Source organism: Microbacterium croceum (assembly GCF_023091245.1).
GTDB lineage: Bacteria > Actinomycetota > Actinomycetes > Actinomycetales > Microbacteriaceae > Microbacterium > Microbacterium croceum.
The window spans coordinates 136,761-155,322 of sequence record NZ_JAHWXN010000001.1; the positions used below are offsets into that span (position 1 = coordinate 136,761).

General features: G+C 69.4%; 21 protein-coding genes. 8 read left to right on the forward strand and 13 right to left on the reverse strand.

The features are described from left to right. Nucleotides 1-184: 184 nt before the first annotated feature. The 7 genes from KZC51_RS00545 to KZC51_RS00575 form a co-directional block, all read right to left on the reverse strand. Complete coding sequence (locus KZC51_RS00545) at nucleotides 185-631, reverse strand: hypothetical protein (protein WP_247628072.1); 447 nt, start codon at nucleotides 629-631, stop codon at nucleotides 185-187. Then, nucleotides 624-1,424, reverse strand: coding sequence for a hypothetical protein (locus tag KZC51_RS00550; protein WP_247628073.1), 801 nt, complete (start codon nucleotides 1,422-1,424; stop codon nucleotides 624-626). The genes KZC51_RS00545 and KZC51_RS00550 overlap by 8 nt, the downstream gene beginning before the upstream one ends. After that, nucleotides 1,414-1,983 carry a hypothetical protein gene (locus tag KZC51_RS00555; protein WP_247628074.1) on the reverse strand — a complete coding sequence of 190 codons (570 nt, stop codon included), beginning with the start codon at nucleotides 1,981-1,983 and terminating at the stop codon, nucleotides 1,414-1,416. The genes KZC51_RS00550 and KZC51_RS00555 overlap by 11 nt, the downstream gene beginning before the upstream one ends. Next, nucleotides 1,976-2,584: a hypothetical protein gene (locus tag KZC51_RS00560; protein WP_247628075.1), complete on the reverse strand. Its 609-nt coding sequence runs from the start codon at nucleotides 2,582-2,584 to the stop codon at nucleotides 1,976-1,978. The genes KZC51_RS00555 and KZC51_RS00560 overlap by 8 nt, the downstream gene beginning before the upstream one ends. A gap of 54 nt (nucleotides 2,585-2,638) precedes the next feature. Further along, the gene (locus tag KZC51_RS00565) at nucleotides 2,639-3,850 is read right to left on the reverse strand and encodes a hypothetical protein (protein WP_247628076.1); all 1,212 of its coding nucleotides are present in this window, start codon (nucleotides 3,848-3,850) and stop codon (nucleotides 2,639-2,641) included. After that, nucleotides 3,847-4,155 carry a hypothetical protein gene (locus KZC51_RS00570; RefSeq protein WP_247628077.1) on the reverse strand — a complete coding sequence of 103 codons (309 nt, stop codon included), beginning with the start codon at nucleotides 4,153-4,155 and terminating at the stop codon, nucleotides 3,847-3,849. Before KZC51_RS00570 ends, KZC51_RS00565 begins: the two co-directional genes overlap by 4 nt. An 86-nt stretch (nucleotides 4,156-4,241) precedes the next feature. Continuing rightward, complete coding sequence (locus tag KZC51_RS00575; protein ID WP_247628078.1) at nucleotides 4,242-5,243, reverse strand: EamA family transporter; 1,002 nt, start codon at nucleotides 5,241-5,243, stop codon at nucleotides 4,242-4,244. A 39-nt stretch (nucleotides 5,244-5,282) separates the two neighbouring features. Between KZC51_RS00575 and KZC51_RS00580 the strand changes: the two genes are divergently transcribed. Beyond that, entirely contained in the window at nucleotides 5,283-5,819 is a 537-nt protein-coding gene (locus KZC51_RS00580) for a CGNR zinc finger domain-containing protein (protein WP_247628079.1), read from the forward strand. A 24-nt stretch (nucleotides 5,820-5,843) separates the two neighbouring features. Here the strand turns inward: KZC51_RS00580 and KZC51_RS00585 are convergent, their stop codons facing one another. Next, complete coding sequence (locus KZC51_RS00585) at nucleotides 5,844-6,209, reverse strand: VOC family protein (protein WP_247628080.1); 366 nt, start codon at nucleotides 6,207-6,209, stop codon at nucleotides 5,844-5,846. A gap of 230 nt (nucleotides 6,210-6,439) precedes the next feature. On the opposite strand from KZC51_RS00585, the gene KZC51_RS00590 reads away from it, so the two are divergent. From KZC51_RS00590 to KZC51_RS00615, 6 genes are read left to right on the forward strand one after another with little or no spacing between them, the layout of a single operon-like run. Next, nucleotides 6,440-7,048 (forward strand): glucose-6-phosphate isomerase family protein, encoded by a 609-nt coding sequence (locus KZC51_RS00590; RefSeq protein ID WP_247628081.1) that lies wholly within the window; start codon nucleotides 6,440-6,442, stop codon nucleotides 7,046-7,048. Between the two features lie 9 nt (nucleotides 7,049-7,057). Next, the gene (gene xylB, locus KZC51_RS00595) at nucleotides 7,058-8,548 is read left to right on the forward strand and encodes a xylulokinase (RefSeq protein ID WP_247628082.1); all 1,491 of its coding nucleotides are present in this window, start codon (nucleotides 7,058-7,060) and stop codon (nucleotides 8,546-8,548) included. After that, the gene (locus tag KZC51_RS00600) at nucleotides 8,548-9,501 is read left to right on the forward strand and encodes a phosphoglycerate dehydrogenase (RefSeq protein WP_247628083.1); all 954 of its coding nucleotides are present in this window, start codon (nucleotides 8,548-8,550) and stop codon (nucleotides 9,499-9,501) included. The genes xylB and KZC51_RS00600 overlap by 1 nt, the downstream gene beginning before the upstream one ends. Before the next feature lie 9 nt (nucleotides 9,502-9,510). Then, nucleotides 9,511-10,476: a shikimate dehydrogenase gene (locus KZC51_RS00605; protein WP_247628084.1), complete on the forward strand. Its 966-nt coding sequence runs from the start codon at nucleotides 9,511-9,513 to the stop codon at nucleotides 10,474-10,476. After that, on the forward strand, nucleotides 10,473-11,420 hold the full coding sequence (locus KZC51_RS00610; RefSeq protein ID WP_247628085.1) for a phosphotriesterase family protein: 948 nt from the start codon (nucleotides 10,473-10,475) through the stop codon (nucleotides 11,418-11,420). Before KZC51_RS00605 ends, KZC51_RS00610 begins: the two co-directional genes overlap by 4 nt. A gap of 59 nt (nucleotides 11,421-11,479) precedes the next feature. Further along, on the forward strand, nucleotides 11,480-11,776 hold the full coding sequence (locus KZC51_RS00615) for a putative quinol monooxygenase (protein ID WP_247628086.1): 297 nt from the start codon (nucleotides 11,480-11,482) through the stop codon (nucleotides 11,774-11,776). 271 nt (nucleotides 11,777-12,047) lie between these two features. Here the strand turns inward: KZC51_RS00615 and KZC51_RS00620 are convergent, their stop codons facing one another. The 4 genes from KZC51_RS00620 to KZC51_RS00635 all read right to left on the reverse strand — a co-directional run bounded on the left by KZC51_RS00620 (nucleotide 12,048) and on the right by KZC51_RS00635 (nucleotide 16,847). Next, a complete protein-coding gene (locus KZC51_RS00620; protein ID WP_247628087.1) occupies nucleotides 12,048-13,043 on the reverse strand; it encodes an ABC transporter substrate-binding protein in 996 nt (331 codons plus the stop codon). A 144-nt stretch (nucleotides 13,044-13,187) separates the two neighbouring features. Further along, nucleotides 13,188-14,222 carry an ABC transporter permease gene (locus tag KZC51_RS00625; protein ID WP_247628088.1) on the reverse strand — a complete coding sequence of 345 codons (1,035 nt, stop codon included), beginning with the start codon at nucleotides 14,220-14,222 and terminating at the stop codon, nucleotides 13,188-13,190. Continuing rightward, entirely contained in the window at nucleotides 14,222-15,724 is a 1,503-nt protein-coding gene (locus tag KZC51_RS00630) for a sugar ABC transporter ATP-binding protein (RefSeq protein ID WP_247628089.1), read from the reverse strand. Before KZC51_RS00630 ends, KZC51_RS00625 begins: the two co-directional genes overlap by 1 nt. A 202-nt stretch (nucleotides 15,725-15,926) precedes the next feature. Further along, nucleotides 15,927-16,847, reverse strand: a complete 921-nt coding sequence (locus KZC51_RS00635; protein ID WP_247628090.1) for a sugar phosphate isomerase/epimerase family protein — start codon at nucleotides 16,845-16,847, stop codon at nucleotides 15,927-15,929. 142 nt (nucleotides 16,848-16,989) lie between these two features. Here KZC51_RS00635 and KZC51_RS00640 point away from each other — a divergent pair, with 142 nt between their 5' ends. Further along, nucleotides 16,990-17,991: a LacI family DNA-binding transcriptional regulator gene (locus KZC51_RS00640; protein WP_247628091.1), complete on the forward strand. Its 1,002-nt coding sequence runs from the start codon at nucleotides 16,990-16,992 to the stop codon at nucleotides 17,989-17,991. Between the two features lie 148 nt (nucleotides 17,992-18,139). Here KZC51_RS00640 and KZC51_RS00645 read toward each other — a convergent pair whose 3' ends face one another. Beyond that, entirely contained in the window at nucleotides 18,140-18,559 is a 420-nt protein-coding gene (locus tag KZC51_RS00645) for an RbsD/FucU family protein (RefSeq protein WP_247628092.1), read from the reverse strand. Between the last annotated feature and the right edge of the window lie 3 nt (nucleotides 18,560-18,562).

Here is an 18,562-nt window from a genome sequence, read left to right on the forward strand (position 1 = left end):
CCCCTCAGTGTATACACAATGGCGCCCATCAGGGGGTTGTGGTCCGAGAATTACCCCATGCCGTATACATTCAGAACGCGATCATGCTTTCTGCCGCGAGTACGGATGCCAGTGCTCCATGAGCGCCGAGATCATCACCCCGCCAGCCGGCGTCGCCGCGGGCACGGGCTCGAAGACGATCCCGTCAGCGGCGAGATCGGCGAGCACCGCCGCCCGCAGTGCAACGATGCGCGCGCGGGCGCCACCCGGCGACGACGAGGACGACGAGATCCGCCAGCGCAGAGAAGCCCACGAGCACCGCGAGCAGCACCTCCGTCTTGGCTGGTTCGCTGCGGAACCCGCTGGCGACCGCGGCGGACACAGCTCCCGCGAGGAGTGCGACGAACAGCACCGGGACCGTCCAGCCGCCATGCGGACTCCGGGCGCCGTACTCCCGCCTCATCCGACGTCGGCACTCGCGCCAGGCTTCGACGGCCGCCTCATTCGCGTCCGCCCAGATCCGGAGTGCGAGGTCCCTGTGCCCGACGACGCCGAAGACCGCGCGCTCGACCTCTTTCGCATCGATGTGCGCGCGATTGGTCGGCAGATTCGAGCGCGTATGCGCGACCTGCTCGGTGAGCCCCTCAGGCATCCGATTCTCGGAGCACCTCGGGTATCCAGGTCCCCAGGATCACGGTGATGATCACGCCGCCCGCCGGTGTCGTTTCGTCGACCGGCGCCCCGGCCGGCAGCTGACCGCGGGCCCCTGTGATCGCCGCACGCTCCGGCTCGCTCAATCGATCGGTGAGATCCGCCTGCATCCGCTCGCCGATCGCCGCGACCTCTGGACGCATGCGCGCGAGCGCCACGTTGATGGCGGTGTCGATCTCTTCGGCGCCTTCGGGATCGGCCGCACGCGCGGCGAAGTAGGCGATGAGTGCTCCGGCCCCGATCACCGCAGCACCGATCACCGCGGGAGCAGTCGACAGACCGTGAGAGACCTGGAACGCGGCGGCAGCGACAAGGGCGACCGTGACGATCACCTGCGAGCGAAACGCTCCCCGACTCATCGGACGGAATCGACTCGCGAGGATGACGATGAGGTCACCGAATGCGGCGACCGCAGCGAGCGCTGTCGCGGCCGCCGCCGTCTCTGCGGGGTCGAATCGGAACCCGCTGGTGAGCACGGCCGCCGCAGCCGCGCACAGCGCCGCGCCGAGCAGGACGAACGAAGCCCATCCCCAGTGCGGGTTCCGCGCACCGTACTGAGCCCGCAACCACGCCCAGCAATCCTTCCGCGCCTTCTCGGCCGCCTCTCGGGCGGAATGCCAGGCCTCGAGAGCAAGGTCCTTGCGACCGATGCTCTCGAAGGCGTTCATCTCCGCCGTCGCGGCGTCGAGGAGCTCGCGCTGCGTGGGACGGGCCGAGGTCCGTTCAGCCGACATGCTCATCTCCTTCTGCGACATCGAACGTCGCCACCACCTGCTCGGCCAGCCCCTGGGCCACGGCCGCGGCGAGGGGCGTGAGCGACGACAGAGCGGCCACGACACAGCGCCCGCGCACCTCCGCCACGTACACCGTCGACACCGTCTGGGGCAGCGCGATGGTCTCGTCGCCGAGGGAGCCCTGCTCATCGAGGAGGGTCACCCGCCAACCGGCGACGCCATCAAGATCGAACGACAGCGATTCCCCTGGCCACGGACTCGGCACGAGCGCCTCGGCGATGCCGACCGCACCCTCGCCGCTCGCGGGAGCGGGGACGCCGTCGAGAGCCGCGATACCGAGCATCGCGTACAGCTCAGCGGCCGGGTCGCACAGCAGGAGAACCGCGCTCAGATCGGTGTCGACGCGTGCACCGATCGCCAGCGCGGATGCCGTCGCCACCGCTTCCCGCGCAGCCTCGGGCGCCGTGGCGACCTGCCGCTCGTACCAGGCGGCGACCTCGTCCGGCCCCGGAACGGTCTGCCAGATATCAGGATCGGCCCGCATCGTCAGCTCAGCCACGACGCCACCTCACGCTGGCCACGATGCCGTCGCACAGCAGCGAGATCGCCCGCAGACCCTCGTCGGGAACCTGCGCTCCCGCGGCGCCGCGCAGGATCTGCGAGCGGAACATCAGTCCGACGGCCGGGTGCCCGGGCACCGGGATCAGGTATCCGACACCTGCGACATCGACCTCTCCCCCCTCGACCGCGCTCTTCGCGTCCATCTGCCAGCGCAGGATCGTGCCGGAGGGGTCGAGTGGGGTCGCACCGCGGTTCGCGATCAGGCCGCTCCCGACATCCTGCAGCAACCCACCGACGGGCGCGCGAAGCCAGGAAGCGACGAGGCTCACCGGCACGAAGTCCTCAGGGTCGGCCCCCGCGGGCGCGAACACGCGAACGATCTCAGCACGCGAGGCCTCGGCGCCTGCGGCCTGCATCATCTCGTCGACCCGGGCGCGCATCATGGCGCGATTCGCGACCGGGAAGCGATCTAGCATCGCGTCGAGACGCGGTCGCATCGAGGTGAAGGAGGCGTCCGTCGCCTCCCACCCGGCCGGCAGCAGGACGGCGAAGGCAGGCATGCCCGCAGATCCCCCGACGAGTTCGGCGCGCAACGACATCGGAGCCTCCCTGGAATCGACCGGCGTCGAATGCCGGTATCGAGCCTAACGGCACTAGCTCAGCGCGCTGTTGACACCGGCGAGGGTGCCGAGGAACCTCACGTAGACGTCGGCCGCCCCGCCGATCGCCTGCGCGGCGTTGGTCGGATTCCCCGCGAGCGCCTGCCATCCTGCACGCCACCCGTCGACGCGTACGTTGCCTTGAAGGAGGAACTTGGGAGTGTAGAGAACTCGCATGAGGTTCTGCGAGTTCAGACCATGCGCCCCCTCGAAGAGATCCGGGATCCGGGTCTTCAGGAAGTCATCGAGCTTGCTGCCGTACTGGGCGAAGTCGTCTCCGGCGATCCGGAAGACCGCCGTGAGCTGCGGGAACTTGCCGGGGTTGACGAACGTCGCGAACTTGGCGAGCTTGCCGAACGGGATGATGCCGACCGCAGCGAGCGCGACGCTCTGCCAGTCGCCACGACCGGCGTTCAGCTTGGCGATCTCGCCGAGCAGACTGAGCACGCCCGCGACCGCCGCGAGCACGCCGGCGAGGAGGGCGAGCGGCCCCGTGACGACGAACGCGACGATGATGAGGAGGATACCGACGACGAGGAGCACCGCGAGCATCGCCTCGACGAACGGCATCGAGTTGTCCCAGAAGCTGTCGGAGACGCCGTCCTCGTTGACCTTCTCGAGGCCGGAGCACGCCGCCTCATAGGCCCCCTCCCACGTCTCGGTCGGCGCATCGAAGCCTGACCAGTAGTACTCCCAGTCCTCGACCGCCGCATCGAAGGCTGCCTGCTCCGAGGCGTCACTGGGCGCCGTACCGGTCTGCTCGACATCGTTGCGCTCGTTGCGCTCCCACTCGCGCTTCTCCGCCGTGGCACCTCCGAGCGCGAGAGATGCAGCGCGCACCTCTTCCCAGGTCCGCTCGGCCCCGCTGACTCTCCACCCCGTCGCACCCTGGGCCGTCTCCAGGCTGCGTCCGTATGCGGCGAGCGCCTCCCCGCTCGGGCGGTACCTCTTGGCCGCGGTCGACAGGTCGGCGTGCACCTTCTTCGCCTGTTCGCGGATCGCCTCGAAGGACTCCCCCTTGCCGACGGTGCCGTCGGCGAAGAGCTCGAGCGTGAGGGCTGCGCTCGCCATCTTCTGGCCCAGGTCCTCGATGGCGGTGGCGTGCGCGGCGATCGAGGACGGCGAACCGTCGATCGACCTGACTTCACGTCCGCCGGGCGTGTGCGGCATGTCCGCCCGTGAGTAGAGGAAGGAGTTCTCGGTCACTTCTTCGGCTCCATGCTCCTGGCGAGCTCGAGGTCGGCCTCACGCCACCCCTCGCGCGCGTCATCGATGCGGGTCTTCATCTCTTCGAGCTCACGGCGCAGCGTCTCGCGCTTGTCGTCCCAGGCGGACTCGAACTCGTCGGCGGCGCGAGCAAGTCTCGTGTCCCCCATCGGCTCGCCGATCGCCTCGAGGAGCCTGCTGGTGCGCGCGCCGGCACCCTCGTCGCCGAACTCGCCCATGATCACGCCGAGCGCCTCACTCAGCGCCCGCATCGACTCGAGCGGGATGTCCACTCCATCTGCCATGTCGCCCCCTCCGTACTGCCGAGGCCAGCATAAGTGGTGCCTCCGAACGCCCGCGATGGGGAGAAGGACCCATCGCGGCCCCTCGGTCAGGCCGCAGCGCCCTCCGGCTCCACGTCCGACAGGCCCGCCTCCGGCAGCGGCTCCACGAACTCCGCCGGCGCAGGCTCCCCGAGCTTCACGACCACGACCCCGGCGAGCACGAGCACGCCGCCGAACATCTGCAGCAGGTCAGGGAGCTGACCGAGCAGCAGCCAGCCGAACAGCAGCGCGGCGACGACCTCGGCCAGCGCGATGAACGAGGCCAGGCGCGAGCCGAGCATCCGGGTCGAGACGATCCCCAGCAGGTACGCGAGCGCGGTGGCGATGAGGCCGATCGCCAGCACCGGCACGAACCACGGCACGCTGCCGAAGCGATAGGTGATGTCATCCGTGGTCCAGGCGATCGGCAGCACGCCCACGAGCCCTGCGACGGTGAGCCCGATCGCACCGAGCAGCAATCCGCCACCGGCGAGGGCGAGGGGCGGGAGTCCGGTGTCGGCCCTCGCGGAGAGGAGGAAGTAGGTCGCGGCGCCGATCATCGCGCCGAGCGCCCAGAGGATGCCGGCGCCGTTCACGGTCGCGCCGGTGAGGATGTCGAGCATCAGCACGAGCCCGACGAACGCGATCGCCGCGCCCAGGATGCTGCGGCGACTGGGCCTTTCGCCGCGGCGGAGCCACAGCCACAGCACGACCGCCACCGGGGCCGTGTACTCGATGAGCAGGGCGATGCCGACGTCCATCACGGCGACCGCCTGGAAGTAGCAGAGCTGTGTGGCGGCGACGGCGAGGAGTCCGTATGCGGCGATCATGCCGATGTTGCGGCGGAGCACACCCCACTGCCCTCGGAGCGACAGGATCGCCGGGATCAGCAGCACGAGAGCCGCCACCCAGATCCGCGCCGTGACAGCAGCACCGGGCGTCCAGCCGGCGTCGATCAGGCCCCGTGCCCACCCGCCCGACATCCCGAAGGCGAACGCGGCGCCGATCGCGAGCGGCAGCCCGAGGCGCACGCCCCGGCTCGCGATGACGTCATTGCTCACCGTGCTCATGGCATGTGACGCTACTCGCGGCGAATGTAAGATGTCAACATGATCTTCACCGATGACACGGAAGAAGGACTCCGGGCCGCCGTCTGGCTCGTGAACTCCGCGGAGGATCCCGACACGCTCACCGACCTCGTCGAGGAGCGTGCGTTCCTCGAGGAGTTCCCCTACACCGGCCGTCTCGACCGCGATGAGGCGGAGCTCGCATCACTGCGCGACCTGCGTCCACACCTGCGCGCCATGCTGCTGGCCCCGCGCGACGAGATGGCCGCGCACGTCAACCGCGCCCTCGCCGCCGCACATCTCTCCCCCCACCTGGTGCGCCACGGCGACATGGACTGGCACCTGCATGCGGTCGCCGACGAGCGTCCGCTCTCGGAGCGCGTGCTGATCGAGACCGCGATGGCGCTGATCGACGTCATCCGCGCCGACGAGGGCTCGCGCATCTCGGTGTGCGCCGACGACACCTGCGAGGCGCTCGCTCTCGACCTCTCGCGCAACCGCTCGAAGCGCTACTGCTCGACCGCGTGCGCGAACCGCAACGCCGTCGCCGCCTACCGCGCCCGTCGCGCCGAGGCCTAGCCCGCTCGCAGACGGAACCCGCGGTCAGTCCATCGACACGACACCGTCGAACAATCCGATGTGGTTGCCGTCGGGGTCGACGATCACGGCCCAGGCGCTCGTCTCGGTGATGGGCTGCTTCTGCATCGCGACCGATCCCCCCGCAGCGAGCGCGGCGGCGATCGTGTCGTCGATCGAATCGACCTCGACGTAGGAGCGGGGCTGCGTGAAGCCCTCGCTCCGGGGCGCGAGTCCGCCACCCGAGAGCTCGTTGGGCGCCCGCCACATGGGATACCCCTCGAAGCCGGGCGGCTCGGAGATGCTCCAGCCGAACAGCTGGCTGTAGAACGCCGTCGCCGCTCCCAGATCGCTCACCGGGATGTCGATGTGGGTGATGTCTCCGTGCGCCATGATGCTCCCTTTCGCCGAACCGACGCAGTCAGTATGCGCCGCCCCTCCGACTCTCGAAACCCCCTTCTCCGCACACCCCTCGCGCAGAGCGGATGCCGCGCACCGCGCAGGTGCGCACCGCCGTCTGCGCGGATGTGCGCTTCTGTCTGGACGGCACCTGTCATAACAGGTATGCTCACTTGTTATTACAGGTTGCGCAGCGCCGCAGCATCCGCCACGAGGAGCACCGCATGCCCGAGTTCCACACCCCGCCGATCTCCCCGATGGCGATCGCCTTCGACGCCGAGAGGCTCACGCTCTCCCCCGAAGGGCCCACGCTCACACGGCGGATGTCCGACCTCGAAGGGCTCTTCCTCGACGGCGACGCGTGGGCCGCGGCATCCGCAGGCGACAACCCGGTCGTGTACACCGTGGTCAGCTCCCCGGTGCCCGAGATCGACCGCGAGCTCCCCCAGTCGATCACCACGATCATGCCGGGCGACACCTCCGGCGAGCTGTGGATGACGAAGGGCCACCAGCATCCGAACCACCAGGGCGAGATCTACCTCGCGCTGAAGGGCCGCGGCGGACTGCTGATGTTCGACGGCGAGCGCACCGAATGGCTCGACATGCTCCCCGGCACGATCGGCTACATCCCGCCGGGCTGGGCGCACCGCTCGGTCAACACGGGCGACGAGCCCTACGCGTTCCTCGCGGTCTACCCGGGAGGCGCCGGCCACGACTACGGCTGGGTGCTCGATCACGGCATGGGTTCCCGGGCCTACCGCGGCGCAGAGGGCGCCGTCGACCTGCGTCCGTACTCGGCGCCCGCCGACTCGACCTCCGCCCCCACGGCATAGCCTGCGACCATGCTCATCGCGCACGACCTCGGCACGACCGGGAACAAGGCCTCGCTCCACCATGACGACGGCCGTCTGATCGCTGCGGTCACGGTCCCCTACCCTGCGCACTTCGCGGCCGGCGGCATCGCCGAGCAGAACCCGACCGACTGGTGGGAGGCCGTCGTCGCCGCCACCCGCGACCTGCTCGCCCGCACGGACACGGCGCCGAGCGCGGTCGCCGGTCTCGTGGTGAGCGGGCAGATGATGGGCGCCGTGCTGCTCGACGCCGACGGCGAGCCCGCGCGCCCGGCGATCATCTGGGCCGACACACGCGCCGGCGCGCAGCAGCGCGAGCTCGAGGCCGCCCTCGGCGCCGAGCACGCGTACGGCATCCTCGGCCACCGGCTGAACCCGACGTACTCGGTCGAGAAGATCATGTGGGTGCGCGACAACGAGCCCGACGTCTGGGCCCGCGTGCGTCGCGTCTGCGTGGCGAAGGACTTCATCGTGCTGCGGCTCACCGGCCGCCTGGCGACCGACCGCTCCGACGCCTCCGGCACGAACGCCTACGACCAGCAGACCGGCACCTGGTCGGACGAGGTGCTGCAGGCCGCCCGTCTCGACCCCTCGCTGTTCCCCGAGGTGCGGGAGTCCACCGCGATCGCCGGGACCCTGACGGATGCCGCGGCCGCTGCCCTCGGACTGCACACCGGCGTGCGCGTGGTGATGGGCGGCGGCGACGGCCCCATCGCGGCGGTGGGCTCCGGCGTGGTCGCACCCGAGGACGGCGCCTACGTGTGCCTGGGCACCTCGTCGTGGATCTCGTTCGCCGCCGACCAGCCCCTCCACGACCCCGCGATGCGCACCTTCACGTTCGACAACGTGGTGCCCGGCTCGTTCGTGCCGACCGCCACGATGCAGGCCGGCGGAGCATCCGTGCAGTGGATCGCCGAGGCCCTCTCGGCCGATCCCGCCCACCCCGAGACCGGCCACCTCACCGCCGAGGCCTCGGCGGACGTCGACACCGAGGGCCTGTACTTCCTCCCCTACCTGCTGGGCGAGCGCTCACCGCTCTGGGACCCCGACGCCCGCGGAGCCTTCGTCGGCCTCGCGCGCCACCACACCAGGGCGCACCTCATGCGCGCGGTCCTGGAGGGCACGGCGTTCAATCTGCTCACCTGCATCCAGGCCTTCCGGGCGTCCGGCGCCGTGATCGACCGCATCGATGCGGTCGGCGGCGGCGCGCAGAGTGACGTGTACCTCTCGGTGCTCGCCGATGTGTGGGGTGTTCCCGTGCGGCGACGCACGATCGTGGAGGAGGCCAACAGCCTCGGCGCCGCCGTCACGGGCGCGGTCGGGCTCGGGCTGGCGGACTTCGCGGCCGCGCGCGCGCTCAGCGAGGTGACCGATGAGTTCACCCCGGATGCCGGGCGCCACGCGGTCTACGCCGAGCGTCACGCCCGGTTCGCCGACGCCTACACGGCACTCGCGCCCTGGTTCGCCGGCGGGTCGCGCTGATGGGCGTCATCCTGGTCACCAGCCGTTCCTTCTCCGACGGCGACCTCGACCTGGTCGAGCGCGCCAGCCGCGCCGGGCACCGGATCCTGCGCGGGCCGGCCCACCACGACCTCGACGAACTCCGCTCCCTGCTCCACGGCGCCGATGCGTGGATCGCGGGCACCGGCGAAGTCGCAGAGGCGCATCTCGCCGTCGCCCCCAAGCTCAAGGTCATCGCCCGCTACGGCGTGGGCACCGAGGCCGTCGACCTCGACGCGGCGCGTCGCCGCGGCATCCCGGTCACCAACACCCCCGGGGCGAATGCGGATGCCGTCGCCGACCACGCGGTCGGCCTCATGCTCTCGATGCTGCGCTTCATCCCCGACGGCGACCGCCGCGTGCGCGACGGCGACTGGTCCGTACGACGAGGGCGCGAGCTGGGCGCGGCGACGGTCGGCATCGTCGGGTTCGGGCGCATCGGCCAGGGCGTCGCGAAGCGGCTGAGCGGTTTCGGATCGCGCATCGTCGCGGCCGACCCGTACCTCCCCGCCGACCTCGTACGCGCGAACGGTGCCGAGCCGGTCGAGCTCGACGAACTGTTCCGCATCGCCGACGTCATCACGCTGCACGCCCCCGGCGGTCAGCTGCTCGTGGATGCCGGTCGCCTCAGCGGCATGCGCCGCGGCACGGTGCTGGTGAACACGGCCCGCGGCGACCTCGTCGAGGAGGCGGCGATCGCCGACGCCCTGCGCGACGGCATCCTCGCCGGGTTCGCCGCCGACACGCTCTACGGAGACACCGCCGCGACCCACAGTCCGCTGCTGGCCGCCGACCTCGCCGACCGCGTGATCGTCACGCCGCACCTCGGCGCGCAGACCACCCAGGCCGTCGACAACATGGGCTCCCTCTCGCTCGACGACGTCATCGCCGTGCTCAAGGGCGCCGAGCCCGCCCACCCCGTGACCGCTCGCTAGGAGTCCCCGATGTCCTCTTCCCTCACCACCGACGCGCCCCCGGCGCCGGATGCCGCGACCGCCGACTACATGGGCTTCGTCGGCGTCAGCACCGGCTCCTCGTCGATCATGCAGGTGTTCCCGCGCTGGGCCGAGGTGCTGGGGTTGCCCACGCGCAACCTCGTCGGACACGATCTGCCGATGGACGCGACCCCGGCGCAGTACATCGCGATGGTCGAGCAGATCCGCGACGACCCCCGTCACCGCGGTGCCCTGGTCACCACGCACAAGATGAACGTGTACGCCGCGGCATCCGGCCTGTTCGACGAGCTCGACCCGTTCGCGGTGTCGTGCAGCGAGATCTCCAGCATCTCCAAGCGCGGCGACCGGCTGATCGGCCGGGCCAAGGATCCGCTCACGGTCGACCTCGCCCTGAACGACTTCCTGCCGGCCGACCACTTCGCCCGCACCGGAGCGGAGGTCGTCATCCTCGGTGCCGGCGGCTCGGGCACCGCGCTGAGCTGGGCCCTCGCCGAGCGTGCGGATACCCCGTCGAAGGTCACCGTCACGGCCCGCGACGACGAGAAGCTCACGCACCTCCGCGAGGTCCACGCGCAGCACGGCACCCCTGAGGGACTCATCACCTCCGTCCGCACCGACACCGCGGAGCACGCAGCCGCCCTCGTCGCCGCGGCTCCGGCCGGCTCGCTGATCGTCAACGCCACCGGCCTCGGAAAGGACCGCCCCGGCTCGCCCCTGACGGATGACGTGGTGTTCCCCGAGAACGCGGTCGTGTGGGAGTTCAACTACCGCGGATCGCTGGAGTTCCTGCACCAGGCGCGCGCGCAGGAGGCCGCGCGCGCGCTGCACGTGGTCGACGGATGGCGCTACTTCATCCACGGCTGGTCGCAGGTCGTCGCCGACGTGTTCGAGCTCGAGCTCACGCCCGAGATCGTCGAACAGCTCGCCGACGCCGCGGAGTTCGCCCGCCGATGATCCGCACGGTCCTCGGAGACATCGACCCGTCGCTGCTCGGGCCGACGAACTATCACGAGCACCTGTTCCAGATCACCCCGCTCCTGCCGGGTGACGAGCTCGACGACGAGACGCGGTCGACGACCGAGGCCGGACTGCTGCGCGACAGCGGATTCGCCGCCATGGTCGACGCGACCCCGTTCGGGCTCGGTCGCAACCCCGAGGCGGTCGCGCGCATCAGCACCGCGACCGGACTGCACGTGGTGGCGACGACCGGACGCCACCGTGAGGCGCACTACGACGCGCACCATCCGACCCGGTCGCAGGACGCCGATCAGCTCGCGCAGCAGTTCATCACCGAGATCACCGAGGGGATGCCGCAGACGGATGCCGCAGCGCACGGCCCCCGCGCCCAGGCGCCGGACGGCTCGACCGTGCGCGCCGGCATCCTCAAGGGCGGCATCGACTACTGGCGCATCAGCGACTTCGAGCGCACGACCCTGCGGGCACTGGCCGCGGCCCACCGCGCGACCGGCGCCGCGATCATGGTGCACCTGGAGTTCTGCACGGCCGCGCACGAGGTGCTCGACCTGCTCGCCGCCGAGGGTGTGACCGCAGAGCGGGTGGTGCTCGCCCACGCCGACCGTGACCCCGACGCCGGTCTGCATGCCTCGCTCGCGGAGCGCGGCGCCTACCTCGGCTACGACGGATTCGCGCGGCCGCGCACCCGCTCCGACGCCGAGCTGCTCGTGCTCACCGCCGCGGCGGTCGACCGGGGTGCCGGCGAGCGGATCGTGCTCGGCGGCGACGTCGCGCGCCGCACGCGGTACAGCGCCTACGGCGGCATGCCCGGACTCGCCTACCTCGGCGAACGCTACCTGCCTCGCCTGCGCGACCTGATCGGCGGTGCGGCGGTGGAACGGATGCTCATCACCAATCCCGCACGCCTGTTGACGCTGTCCTGACCCCTGCCTCCCTCCCCTGCCTCCCTCCCCTGCCCGCTCGAGCCACCACGAGGAGCCTCATGTCCGAGCCGACCATCCTGCACGCGACGTTCACCGCACGCCCCGGAGCCGGGGATCAGGTCGCCGCACTCCTGCGCGACTTCGCCGAGGGCGTGCGCGCGGAGGAGGGCAACATCGTCTTCGACGCCACCCGCCTGGTCGACGACTCCGACCGCTTCTTCGTCTATGAGGTCTACCGTGACGACGCGGCGTTCCAGGCGCACCTGGCCTCTCCCGCTGGCGTGCCCTTCAACGCCGCGCTGCAGGAGCTCATCGTCGAGCCCTCGTCGCAGCTCACCTTCCTCCGCCGCATCTGAGTCGCGGCGCGGGCTCGGCCTCCCGCCCGACGGCCCGGCTCGGCCCGGCCCTCTGCCCCTCTGGCCCGCGGCCCGCGGCCTGGCCTGGCCCAGCCCCCTGCACCGCCCTCTGCCCACGTGCAGGACGATCCGCCACGTGCAGGACCGAACCCCGCATCCGCTCCTGCAACCGGCATCCCCTCCTGCAAACCGCGCGCCCTCCCCACACACACCACCCCCACACAGAAGAAGCCCCCCACCCGAAGGTGAGGGGCTTCTTCATCCACTCAGATCACTCGTAGAGAACTGCCGCGATCTTCGGGTCGTCGATGTTCGTCTTGTCGTACCAGTACGAACCGGTGTCGTAGAACTCCTCGACGTCCTTGCCGTTGGCGGCGTCGTACGCTGCCTGCACGACCTGTGCGCCGATGCCGATCGGGTCCTGCGTGATGGCGCCGGCCATCGTGCCGTCCTTGATCGCATTGATCTGCGCTGCGCCGGAGTCGAAGCCGACGATCGTGAGCTTGCCCTTCTCGAGGCCGAGCTCGTTGACCGCGTTCACGACGCCGATCGCGGAACCCTCGTTGGTGCCGTAGATGCCCTTGAGGTCAGGGTGCGCCGCGATCATGGCCTTCGCGATGTCCGCCGACTTCAGGTGGTCGCCGTCGCCGTACTGGATGTCGACGATCTTGATGTCGGGGTAGTCCGCCTCGATCTTCTCGACGAAGCCGTCACGACGCTCGACACCGGTCGAGTTGATCTGCGAGTGACCGACGATGCCGACCTCGCCCTTGCCGCCGATGAGCTCGGCCATGTGCTCTGCCGCCAGCGCGCCGGCGACCTTGCTGTCGGTGGCGGAGAGGCTCAGCCCCACGTCGCCATCGCACGGTGCGTCGAAGTACACCACGGGGATGTCCTTGGCCTTGGCCTGCTCGAGCGGGGTAACGCAGGCCTCGGGGTCGAGGGCGGCGTACGCGATGGCATCCGGTCCCTTGTCGATCGCGGTCTGCAGCATCTGCAGCTGCGCGTCGATCTCGGTCTCGGCGGCGGGGCCTTCGAAGGTGATGTCGACGCCGAGCTCGGCGGCGCGCTCCTCCGCGCCCTTCTTGACGGCCTGCCAGAACTGGTGCTGGAAGCCCTTCGAGACGAGTGCGATGTACATCTTGTCGCCGCTGCCGCCGTCGCCACTGCCGGCGTCGCCGCCGCCCGTGTCGCCCGCGCATCCGGCCATGACGAGTGCCGCCGAGGCGACGAGTGCCGCGAATGCGGTCTTCTTGCCGAACTTCATGGAAACTCCGTTGTTTGTGAGTGCCGACTGCGTCGACGGTGTGGACATACCTGGTGCTGTGTGCCGTGCGGATCGCTCCGCGGTCTCGGCTGGTGCCGATCGGAGGGTGGCGGGCACGGGTGCCACGCTCCGTGGTTCAGAGGGTCAGGTGCGGGTGCGGTTGCGCAGCGAGTCGAAGAAGACGGCGATCAGCACGACGATGCCGACGACGATGTTCTGCCACTCGGACTGGATCGACAGGATGCGCAGGCCGTTGACGAGCACGCTCATGATGAGGGCGCCGATCACGGTGCCGAGGATCGATCCGCGGCCACCGAGCAGCGAGGTGCCGCCGATGATGACGGCCGCGATCGCCTGCAGCTCGTAGCCGGTGCCGATCTGCGGCTGCGCTGAGCCGAGTCGGGCGGCGATCACGACGCCCGCGATGCCGGTGAAGGCGCCGGCGAACATGTAGACGAGGATCGTCCAGCGACGCGTGTTCACGCCGGAGAGGCGGGTCGCCTCTTCGTTGGAGCCGATCGCGAACGTGTAGCGCCCCAGCAGCGTCTTCGACAGCACGAGCCAGGCGACGACCGCCAGGATGCCGGTGATGAGCACCGCGTTGGGGAGGCCGGGGATCAGCGTGCCGATGGCGAAGGCCTGCTGGAATCCGTTGTCCGCCGCGAAGTAGATCGGCGCGACACCCGAGATCACGAGGGCCAGACCGCCGGCGATCATCATCATCGCGAGCGTCGCGATGAACGGGGGCAGCCGGAGGAAGGTGATGTTGACGCCGTTGATCAGGCCCATCAGCACACCTGTCGCGATGCCGCCGATCACGCCGACCCACACGGGCAACCCCATCTTGGTGACGAAGACACCGGTCATCACGGCGGCCAGCGCCATGCCGGTGCCCAGCGACAGGTCGATGCCGCCGGTGATGATGACGAAGGTGGTGCCGAGCGCGAGGATCGCGATCACGGCTGTCGAGAGCAGAACGGTGGTGATGTTGCTCACCGTGAAGAAGCTGGGGCTGGCGATCGCGAAGAAGACCACCAGCACGACGAGCGTGCCGAAGGCGAGCGACTGCTGGGCCTGCTTCTTGAGGAACCCGACGATGTCGCGCTTGTCGGTGTTCTCCGAGACCGCCGTCTGGATGATCGTCGTCGTCGACGATCCGGGCTGCTGTGGAGCGCTCATCAGTCTTCCTCCCCGTGTGCTGCGAGTTGCATGATCTTCTCCTGGCTTGCTTCCTCGTTGCGGAGGGTTCCCGTGATCCGGCCGTTGGCGAAGACCGCGATGCGGTTCGCCACGCGAAGGATCTCCGGCAGCTCCGACGAGATGACGATGATGGATTTGCCCTGCTCGGCGAGCAGCTGCATGAGGCGGTAGATCTCTTCCTTCGCGCCGACGTCGATCCCTCGGGTCGGCTCGTCGAAGATCAGGACGTCGCAGTCGCGCATCAGCCAGCGGGCGATGACGACCTTCTGCTGGTTGCCGCCGGAGAGCAGTTTGACGACCTGGTTGACCGAGGGCGTCTTGACCCGCAGCTGCTGGACGTACTCCTTGGTGCGGTTCTTCGCCTTGCCGTCGCCCATCCAGCCGATGGCGTTGGCGTAGGAGCCGAGCGAGGCGAGCACCGTGTTGAAGGTGACGTCCTGCTCGAGCATGAGGCCGAGGAGCTTGCGGTCCTCGGAGAGGTAGCCGACGCCGTGCTTGACGGCATCCGCGGGCTGGCTGATCTTGGTCGCCCGCCCGCCGATCGTGACCGTGCCTCCGTCACGGGGGTCGGCGCCGATCACCGCACGAGCGGTCTCGGTGCGACCGGCGCCCATGAGACCGGCGAAGCCGAGGATCTCCCCCTTGTGCAGCTCGAAGGAGACGTCCTTGAGCAGCGCCTTGGTGGAGAGCCCTTCGACCTTCAGCACGACGGGGTCGCCTTCATGTTCGCGCGCCTGCGGACGGGTTCCCTCGTCGATCGGACGTCCGACCATCATCTCGATGATCTTCGGGATGCTGACCTCGGACTTGTCGAGTGATCCGATGTATGTGCCATCGCGGAGCACGGTGACCCGGTCGGCGAGGCGACGCAGCTCGTCCATGCGGTGCGAGATGTAGACGATGCCCGTCCCGCGCGCCTTGAGCTGCTCGATCAGTACGAACAGCGTCTCGACCTCGGAGTCGGTGAGCGCGGATGTCGGCTCGTCCATGATCAGGACCTTGGCGTTGAACGACAGCGCCTTGGCGATCTCGACCATCTGCTGCTCGGCGACCGTGAGCTCCCCGACGAGCTGGCGGGGGTTCAAGCGGATGTCGAGGCGCGTGAGCAGCTCCGTGGTCTGCGCGTTGAGCTTGCGCTCCGACAGGAACGGGCCCGTCTTGGGCTCACGGCCTACGAAGATGTTCTGCGCGACGGTCAGATCCGGCATCAGGTTGAGCTCCTGATGGATGATCGTGACCCCCAGTTCCTGCGCCTGGAGCGGGCTGGTGAGCTCGACCTCCTGGCCCTCGAACGTGATCGTGCCCTCGTCTTTGGTGTAGATCCCGGAGAGGATCTTCATGAGCGTCGACTTGCCGGCGCCGTTCTCGCCCACGAGCACGAGCACCTCGCCGGCGCGCACCTCGAGGTGCACATCCTTCAGCGCCTGCACACCGGGGAAGCCCTTGCTGATTCCCTCGACTCTGAGAATGGGATCGCTCATGTGCTCACCTGCTTCCTTGGAGGTTCCGTTGTGATGCCGGCAGTTCGGGCTGCCGTAAACATCGGATCAATTCTGTAGCCTACGCCGCATCATGCGCAAGTTGTATCTAAATGTATCTAACGTCGGGTCGGATGGGAAGACCTGTAATAACATCTTGGCCACAGGTTCCGATCCGGACCGGTTTCCGCCGCTTCCGGCGAACTCAGTGCAGTCGGATCGAGTCCACCGCGACGAGCTTGTCGCGGATGAACGCGTTCGCGTGCACCCCCAGTTCGGCGTTGTCCGTCCAGAGGTTGCGCCAGATGCCGAGCATCCGACTCAGGTCCGGGGCGACCACGGCCGACGAGAACGACTCGAACACGATCGGACCGTCGTAGCCGATCCGACCGAGCGCCTTGAAGAACGTGTCGAAGTCGACGGTTCCCGTACCGAGGTAGCCGCGGTGGCTCTCGCCGATGTGCACGTAGTGCAGGCTCGGCTCGGCATCCAGAACCGGCGCGAACATGTCCGACTCCTCGATGTTCATGTGGTACGTGTCGAGGTGGATGCCGAGGTTCGGACGATCGACCTCGGCGAGGTACTCGATCGCCTGCCGCGCGGTGTTCAGCACATTGGTCTCGTAGCGGTTCACGACCTCCAGGGCGACGGACACCCCTCGCGCGGCTGCATGATCGGCGACCTTGGCGATCGCCCGGCGACTGCTCACGAGCCCCGCGGGCGTGACCGGCTCCATGTACTTCTTCATGGCGCTGTAGATCACTCCGCAGAAGTGCTGTCCGCCCAGGTCGGCGAGCACGTCCACAGCCCGCAGCAGCAGCGCCTCACCCGCCGCGACGACGGCCGGATCGGAACTGGTGACATCGGTCGCCTCGGAGAGTCCGAGCGACGCGCTCACGGCGAGGTCGTGCTCCTCGAGCGACTCCTTCGCCGCCTGCACGTCGAAGGCGAACGGGTCCATGAGCGGGAACTCGATGAGGTCGAAACCAGCCTCTCTGGTCTTCTCCACCGAGAGCCGGATGCCGTCGGCGTCGAAGTTCCCTGTCCAGACGAGCCCGTGGCAGCCGATGTTCATGAGATCCCTCGGAGGCGGGTGTGCGGCACCGTCGCCTCGATCAATTGGCACGTGCCAAGTTGAGCTGGGTCACACGCTACGTCGGCCCGTGGCGACGTGTCAAGAACTTTCTTGGCACGTGCCAAGTCTGCGCGATAGTGTGATGCGGACCGCTCATCTGCGCACGTGCGGCCACCGAGACGAAGGAGTTCCGATGCCCGCCAGCGTCAAAGACGTCGCCGCGCTCGCCGGGGTCTCCTCCTCGACCGTGTCGAACTACCTCAACCACCCGCACGTGCTCGGCGAGGCCAGCCGGGAGCGCGTGCGTGCCGCGATCGCGCAGCTCGGCTACGTCCCCAACGAGTCGGCGCGCCAGCTGCGCGCCGGTTCCAGCAAGGCGCTCGCGCTGATCCTGCTCGACGCCTGGCTGCCCTACTTCCACGACCTGTCCCGCGGGGTCGAGGACGTCACCCGCGAGGGCGGCTGGTCGCTGTTCTTCAGCAACAGCAACCGCGACAGCGCGCAGGAGCGGCGCAACATCGAGATGTTCGAGGCGCACCGGGTGCAGGGCATCGTGATCTACCCGCTCGACGACGTGGTGCCGCAGCTCGAGCGCCTCGCCGACCGCGGCATCCGCTCGGTGGTCGTCGGTCCCATCCGGCCCTCGTCGAAGGTGGCCTCGGTGCTCTTCGACGACGTCGGCGGCGGGCGCCTCGCCGGCGAGCACCTGCTGTCGATCGGGCGCCGACGGATCGTGTTCCTCGGCAGCCCGACCGTGAGCCAGTCGAACGACCGGCTGCAGGGCCTGCGCGAGGCCGTCGCGGGCTCCGACGCGTCGATCACCGTGCTCGACGTGCCGCACCTCATCACCGAGGACGGGCTGCGCGTCGCCGAGCAGATCGTCGCGATGGCGCCCGAAGACCGCCCCGATGCCGTGTTCGCCGCGAACGACATGGTGGCCGTCGGCGTGCTCACGCAGTTCCTGCGCCACGGCATCCGCGTGCCGGAGGACATCGCCCTCGTCGGGTTCGACGACGTGGACCAGGCGCACCAGGGCGTGGTGCCGCTGACGAGCGTGCGTCAGCCCGGCTACGCGATCGGCCGCGCGGCGGGCGCCGCCCTGCTGCAGCAGCTCGCCGATCCGACCGCGCCGCCGCCCGCGCCGACGCCGTTCTCGGCCGAGCTCGTGGTGCGCGAGTCGACCGTCGGGCACTGATCCCGCCGGGGTGCCCGCGCCGCGCGTTCACAACTCCTCAAGAACTCTGCCACCCAGCCGTCAGGGCTCCGCCGCAGGGCACGACTCCGAGCCGACGGACCGAGCGCCCCGGGACTATTGAGGAGTTGTGAACACCGCCCGCCAGCACTCAGGCCGAGGCGTGCCCCACGACGCCCTTGCGCAGCAGCGCGTTGCCGTATTTGCGGGTCTCGCCCGTGCGCACCATGAGGTACGCGCTCTTCGCCACCTCGTAGTACGCGAAGCGCTCGACGAAACGGGTCGTGTCGAGCGTGGTTCCCGCGGCCGCCATGAGCTCGTGCTGCACGTCGAGCACGGCGCCGTCGGCCGAGGTCATCAGGTCGATGCCCGGCGCGTCGTCGAGCGGCAGCACGCTGCGGATCGCGGCCACGACCTCCGGCGTCGACGTGCCGGGCAGATCGACCACCCGCGCGCCGAGCGCCCAGGCCGGGAAGTGCGCGTCGGCGATCACCACGGAGTCGGAGTGCCCCATCCGGTCCAGGTGCAGCAGCAGCTCGCCGGTGAGCAGCGGATTGATTCCTTCGAGCACGAC

Excerpts from the sequence above, each read along its gene's own strand:
- KZC51_RS00580 (WP_247628079.1), top strand. The coding sequence starts at position 5,283 with ATGATCTTCACCGATGACACGGAAGAAGGACTCCGGGCCGCCGTCTGG.
- KZC51_RS00630 (WP_247628089.1), bottom strand. The coding sequence starts at position 15,724 with ATGAGCGATCCCATTCTCAGAGTCGAGGGAATCAGCAAGGGCTTCCCC.
- KZC51_RS00550 (WP_247628073.1), bottom strand. The coding sequence starts at position 1,424 with ATGTCGGCTGAACGGACCTCGGCCCGTCCCACGCAGCGCGAGCTCCTC.
- KZC51_RS00600 (WP_247628083.1), top strand. The coding sequence starts at position 8,548 with ATGGGCGTCATCCTGGTCACCAGCCGTTCCTTCTCCGACGGCGACCTC.
- KZC51_RS00640 (WP_247628091.1), top strand. The coding sequence starts at position 16,990 with ATGCCCGCCAGCGTCAAAGACGTCGCCGCGCTCGCCGGGGTCTCCTCC.
- KZC51_RS00585 (WP_247628080.1), bottom strand. The coding sequence starts at position 6,209 with ATGGCGCACGGAGACATCACCCACATCGACATCCCGGTGAGCGATCTG.
- KZC51_RS00610 (WP_247628085.1), top strand. The coding sequence starts at position 10,473 with ATGATCCGCACGGTCCTCGGAGACATCGACCCGTCGCTGCTCGGGCCG.
- KZC51_RS00545 (WP_247628072.1), bottom strand. The coding sequence starts at position 631 with ATGCCTGAGGGGCTCACCGAGCAGGTCGCGCATACGCGCTCGAATCTG.
- xylB (WP_247628082.1), top strand. The coding sequence starts at position 7,058 with ATGCTCATCGCGCACGACCTCGGCACGACCGGGAACAAGGCCTCGCTC.
- KZC51_RS00605 (WP_247628084.1), top strand. The coding sequence starts at position 9,511 with ATGTCCTCTTCCCTCACCACCGACGCGCCCCCGGCGCCGGATGCCGCG.
- KZC51_RS00620 (WP_247628087.1), bottom strand. The coding sequence starts at position 13,043 with ATGAAGTTCGGCAAGAAGACCGCATTCGCGGCACTCGTCGCCTCGGCG.
- KZC51_RS00590 (WP_247628081.1), top strand. The coding sequence starts at position 6,440 with ATGCCCGAGTTCCACACCCCGCCGATCTCCCCGATGGCGATCGCCTTC.
- KZC51_RS00615 (WP_247628086.1), top strand. The coding sequence starts at position 11,480 with ATGTCCGAGCCGACCATCCTGCACGCGACGTTCACCGCACGCCCCGGA.
- KZC51_RS00570 (WP_247628077.1), bottom strand. The coding sequence starts at position 4,155 with ATGGCAGATGGAGTGGACATCCCGCTCGAGTCGATGCGGGCGCTGAGT.
- KZC51_RS00560 (WP_247628075.1), bottom strand. The coding sequence starts at position 2,584 with ATGTCGTTGCGCGCCGAACTCGTCGGGGGATCTGCGGGCATGCCTGCC.
- KZC51_RS00625 (WP_247628088.1), bottom strand. The coding sequence starts at position 14,222 with ATGAGCGCTCCACAGCAGCCCGGATCGTCGACGACGACGATCATCCAG.
- KZC51_RS00575 (WP_247628078.1), bottom strand. The coding sequence starts at position 5,243 with ATGAGCACGGTGAGCAATGACGTCATCGCGAGCCGGGGCGTGCGCCTC.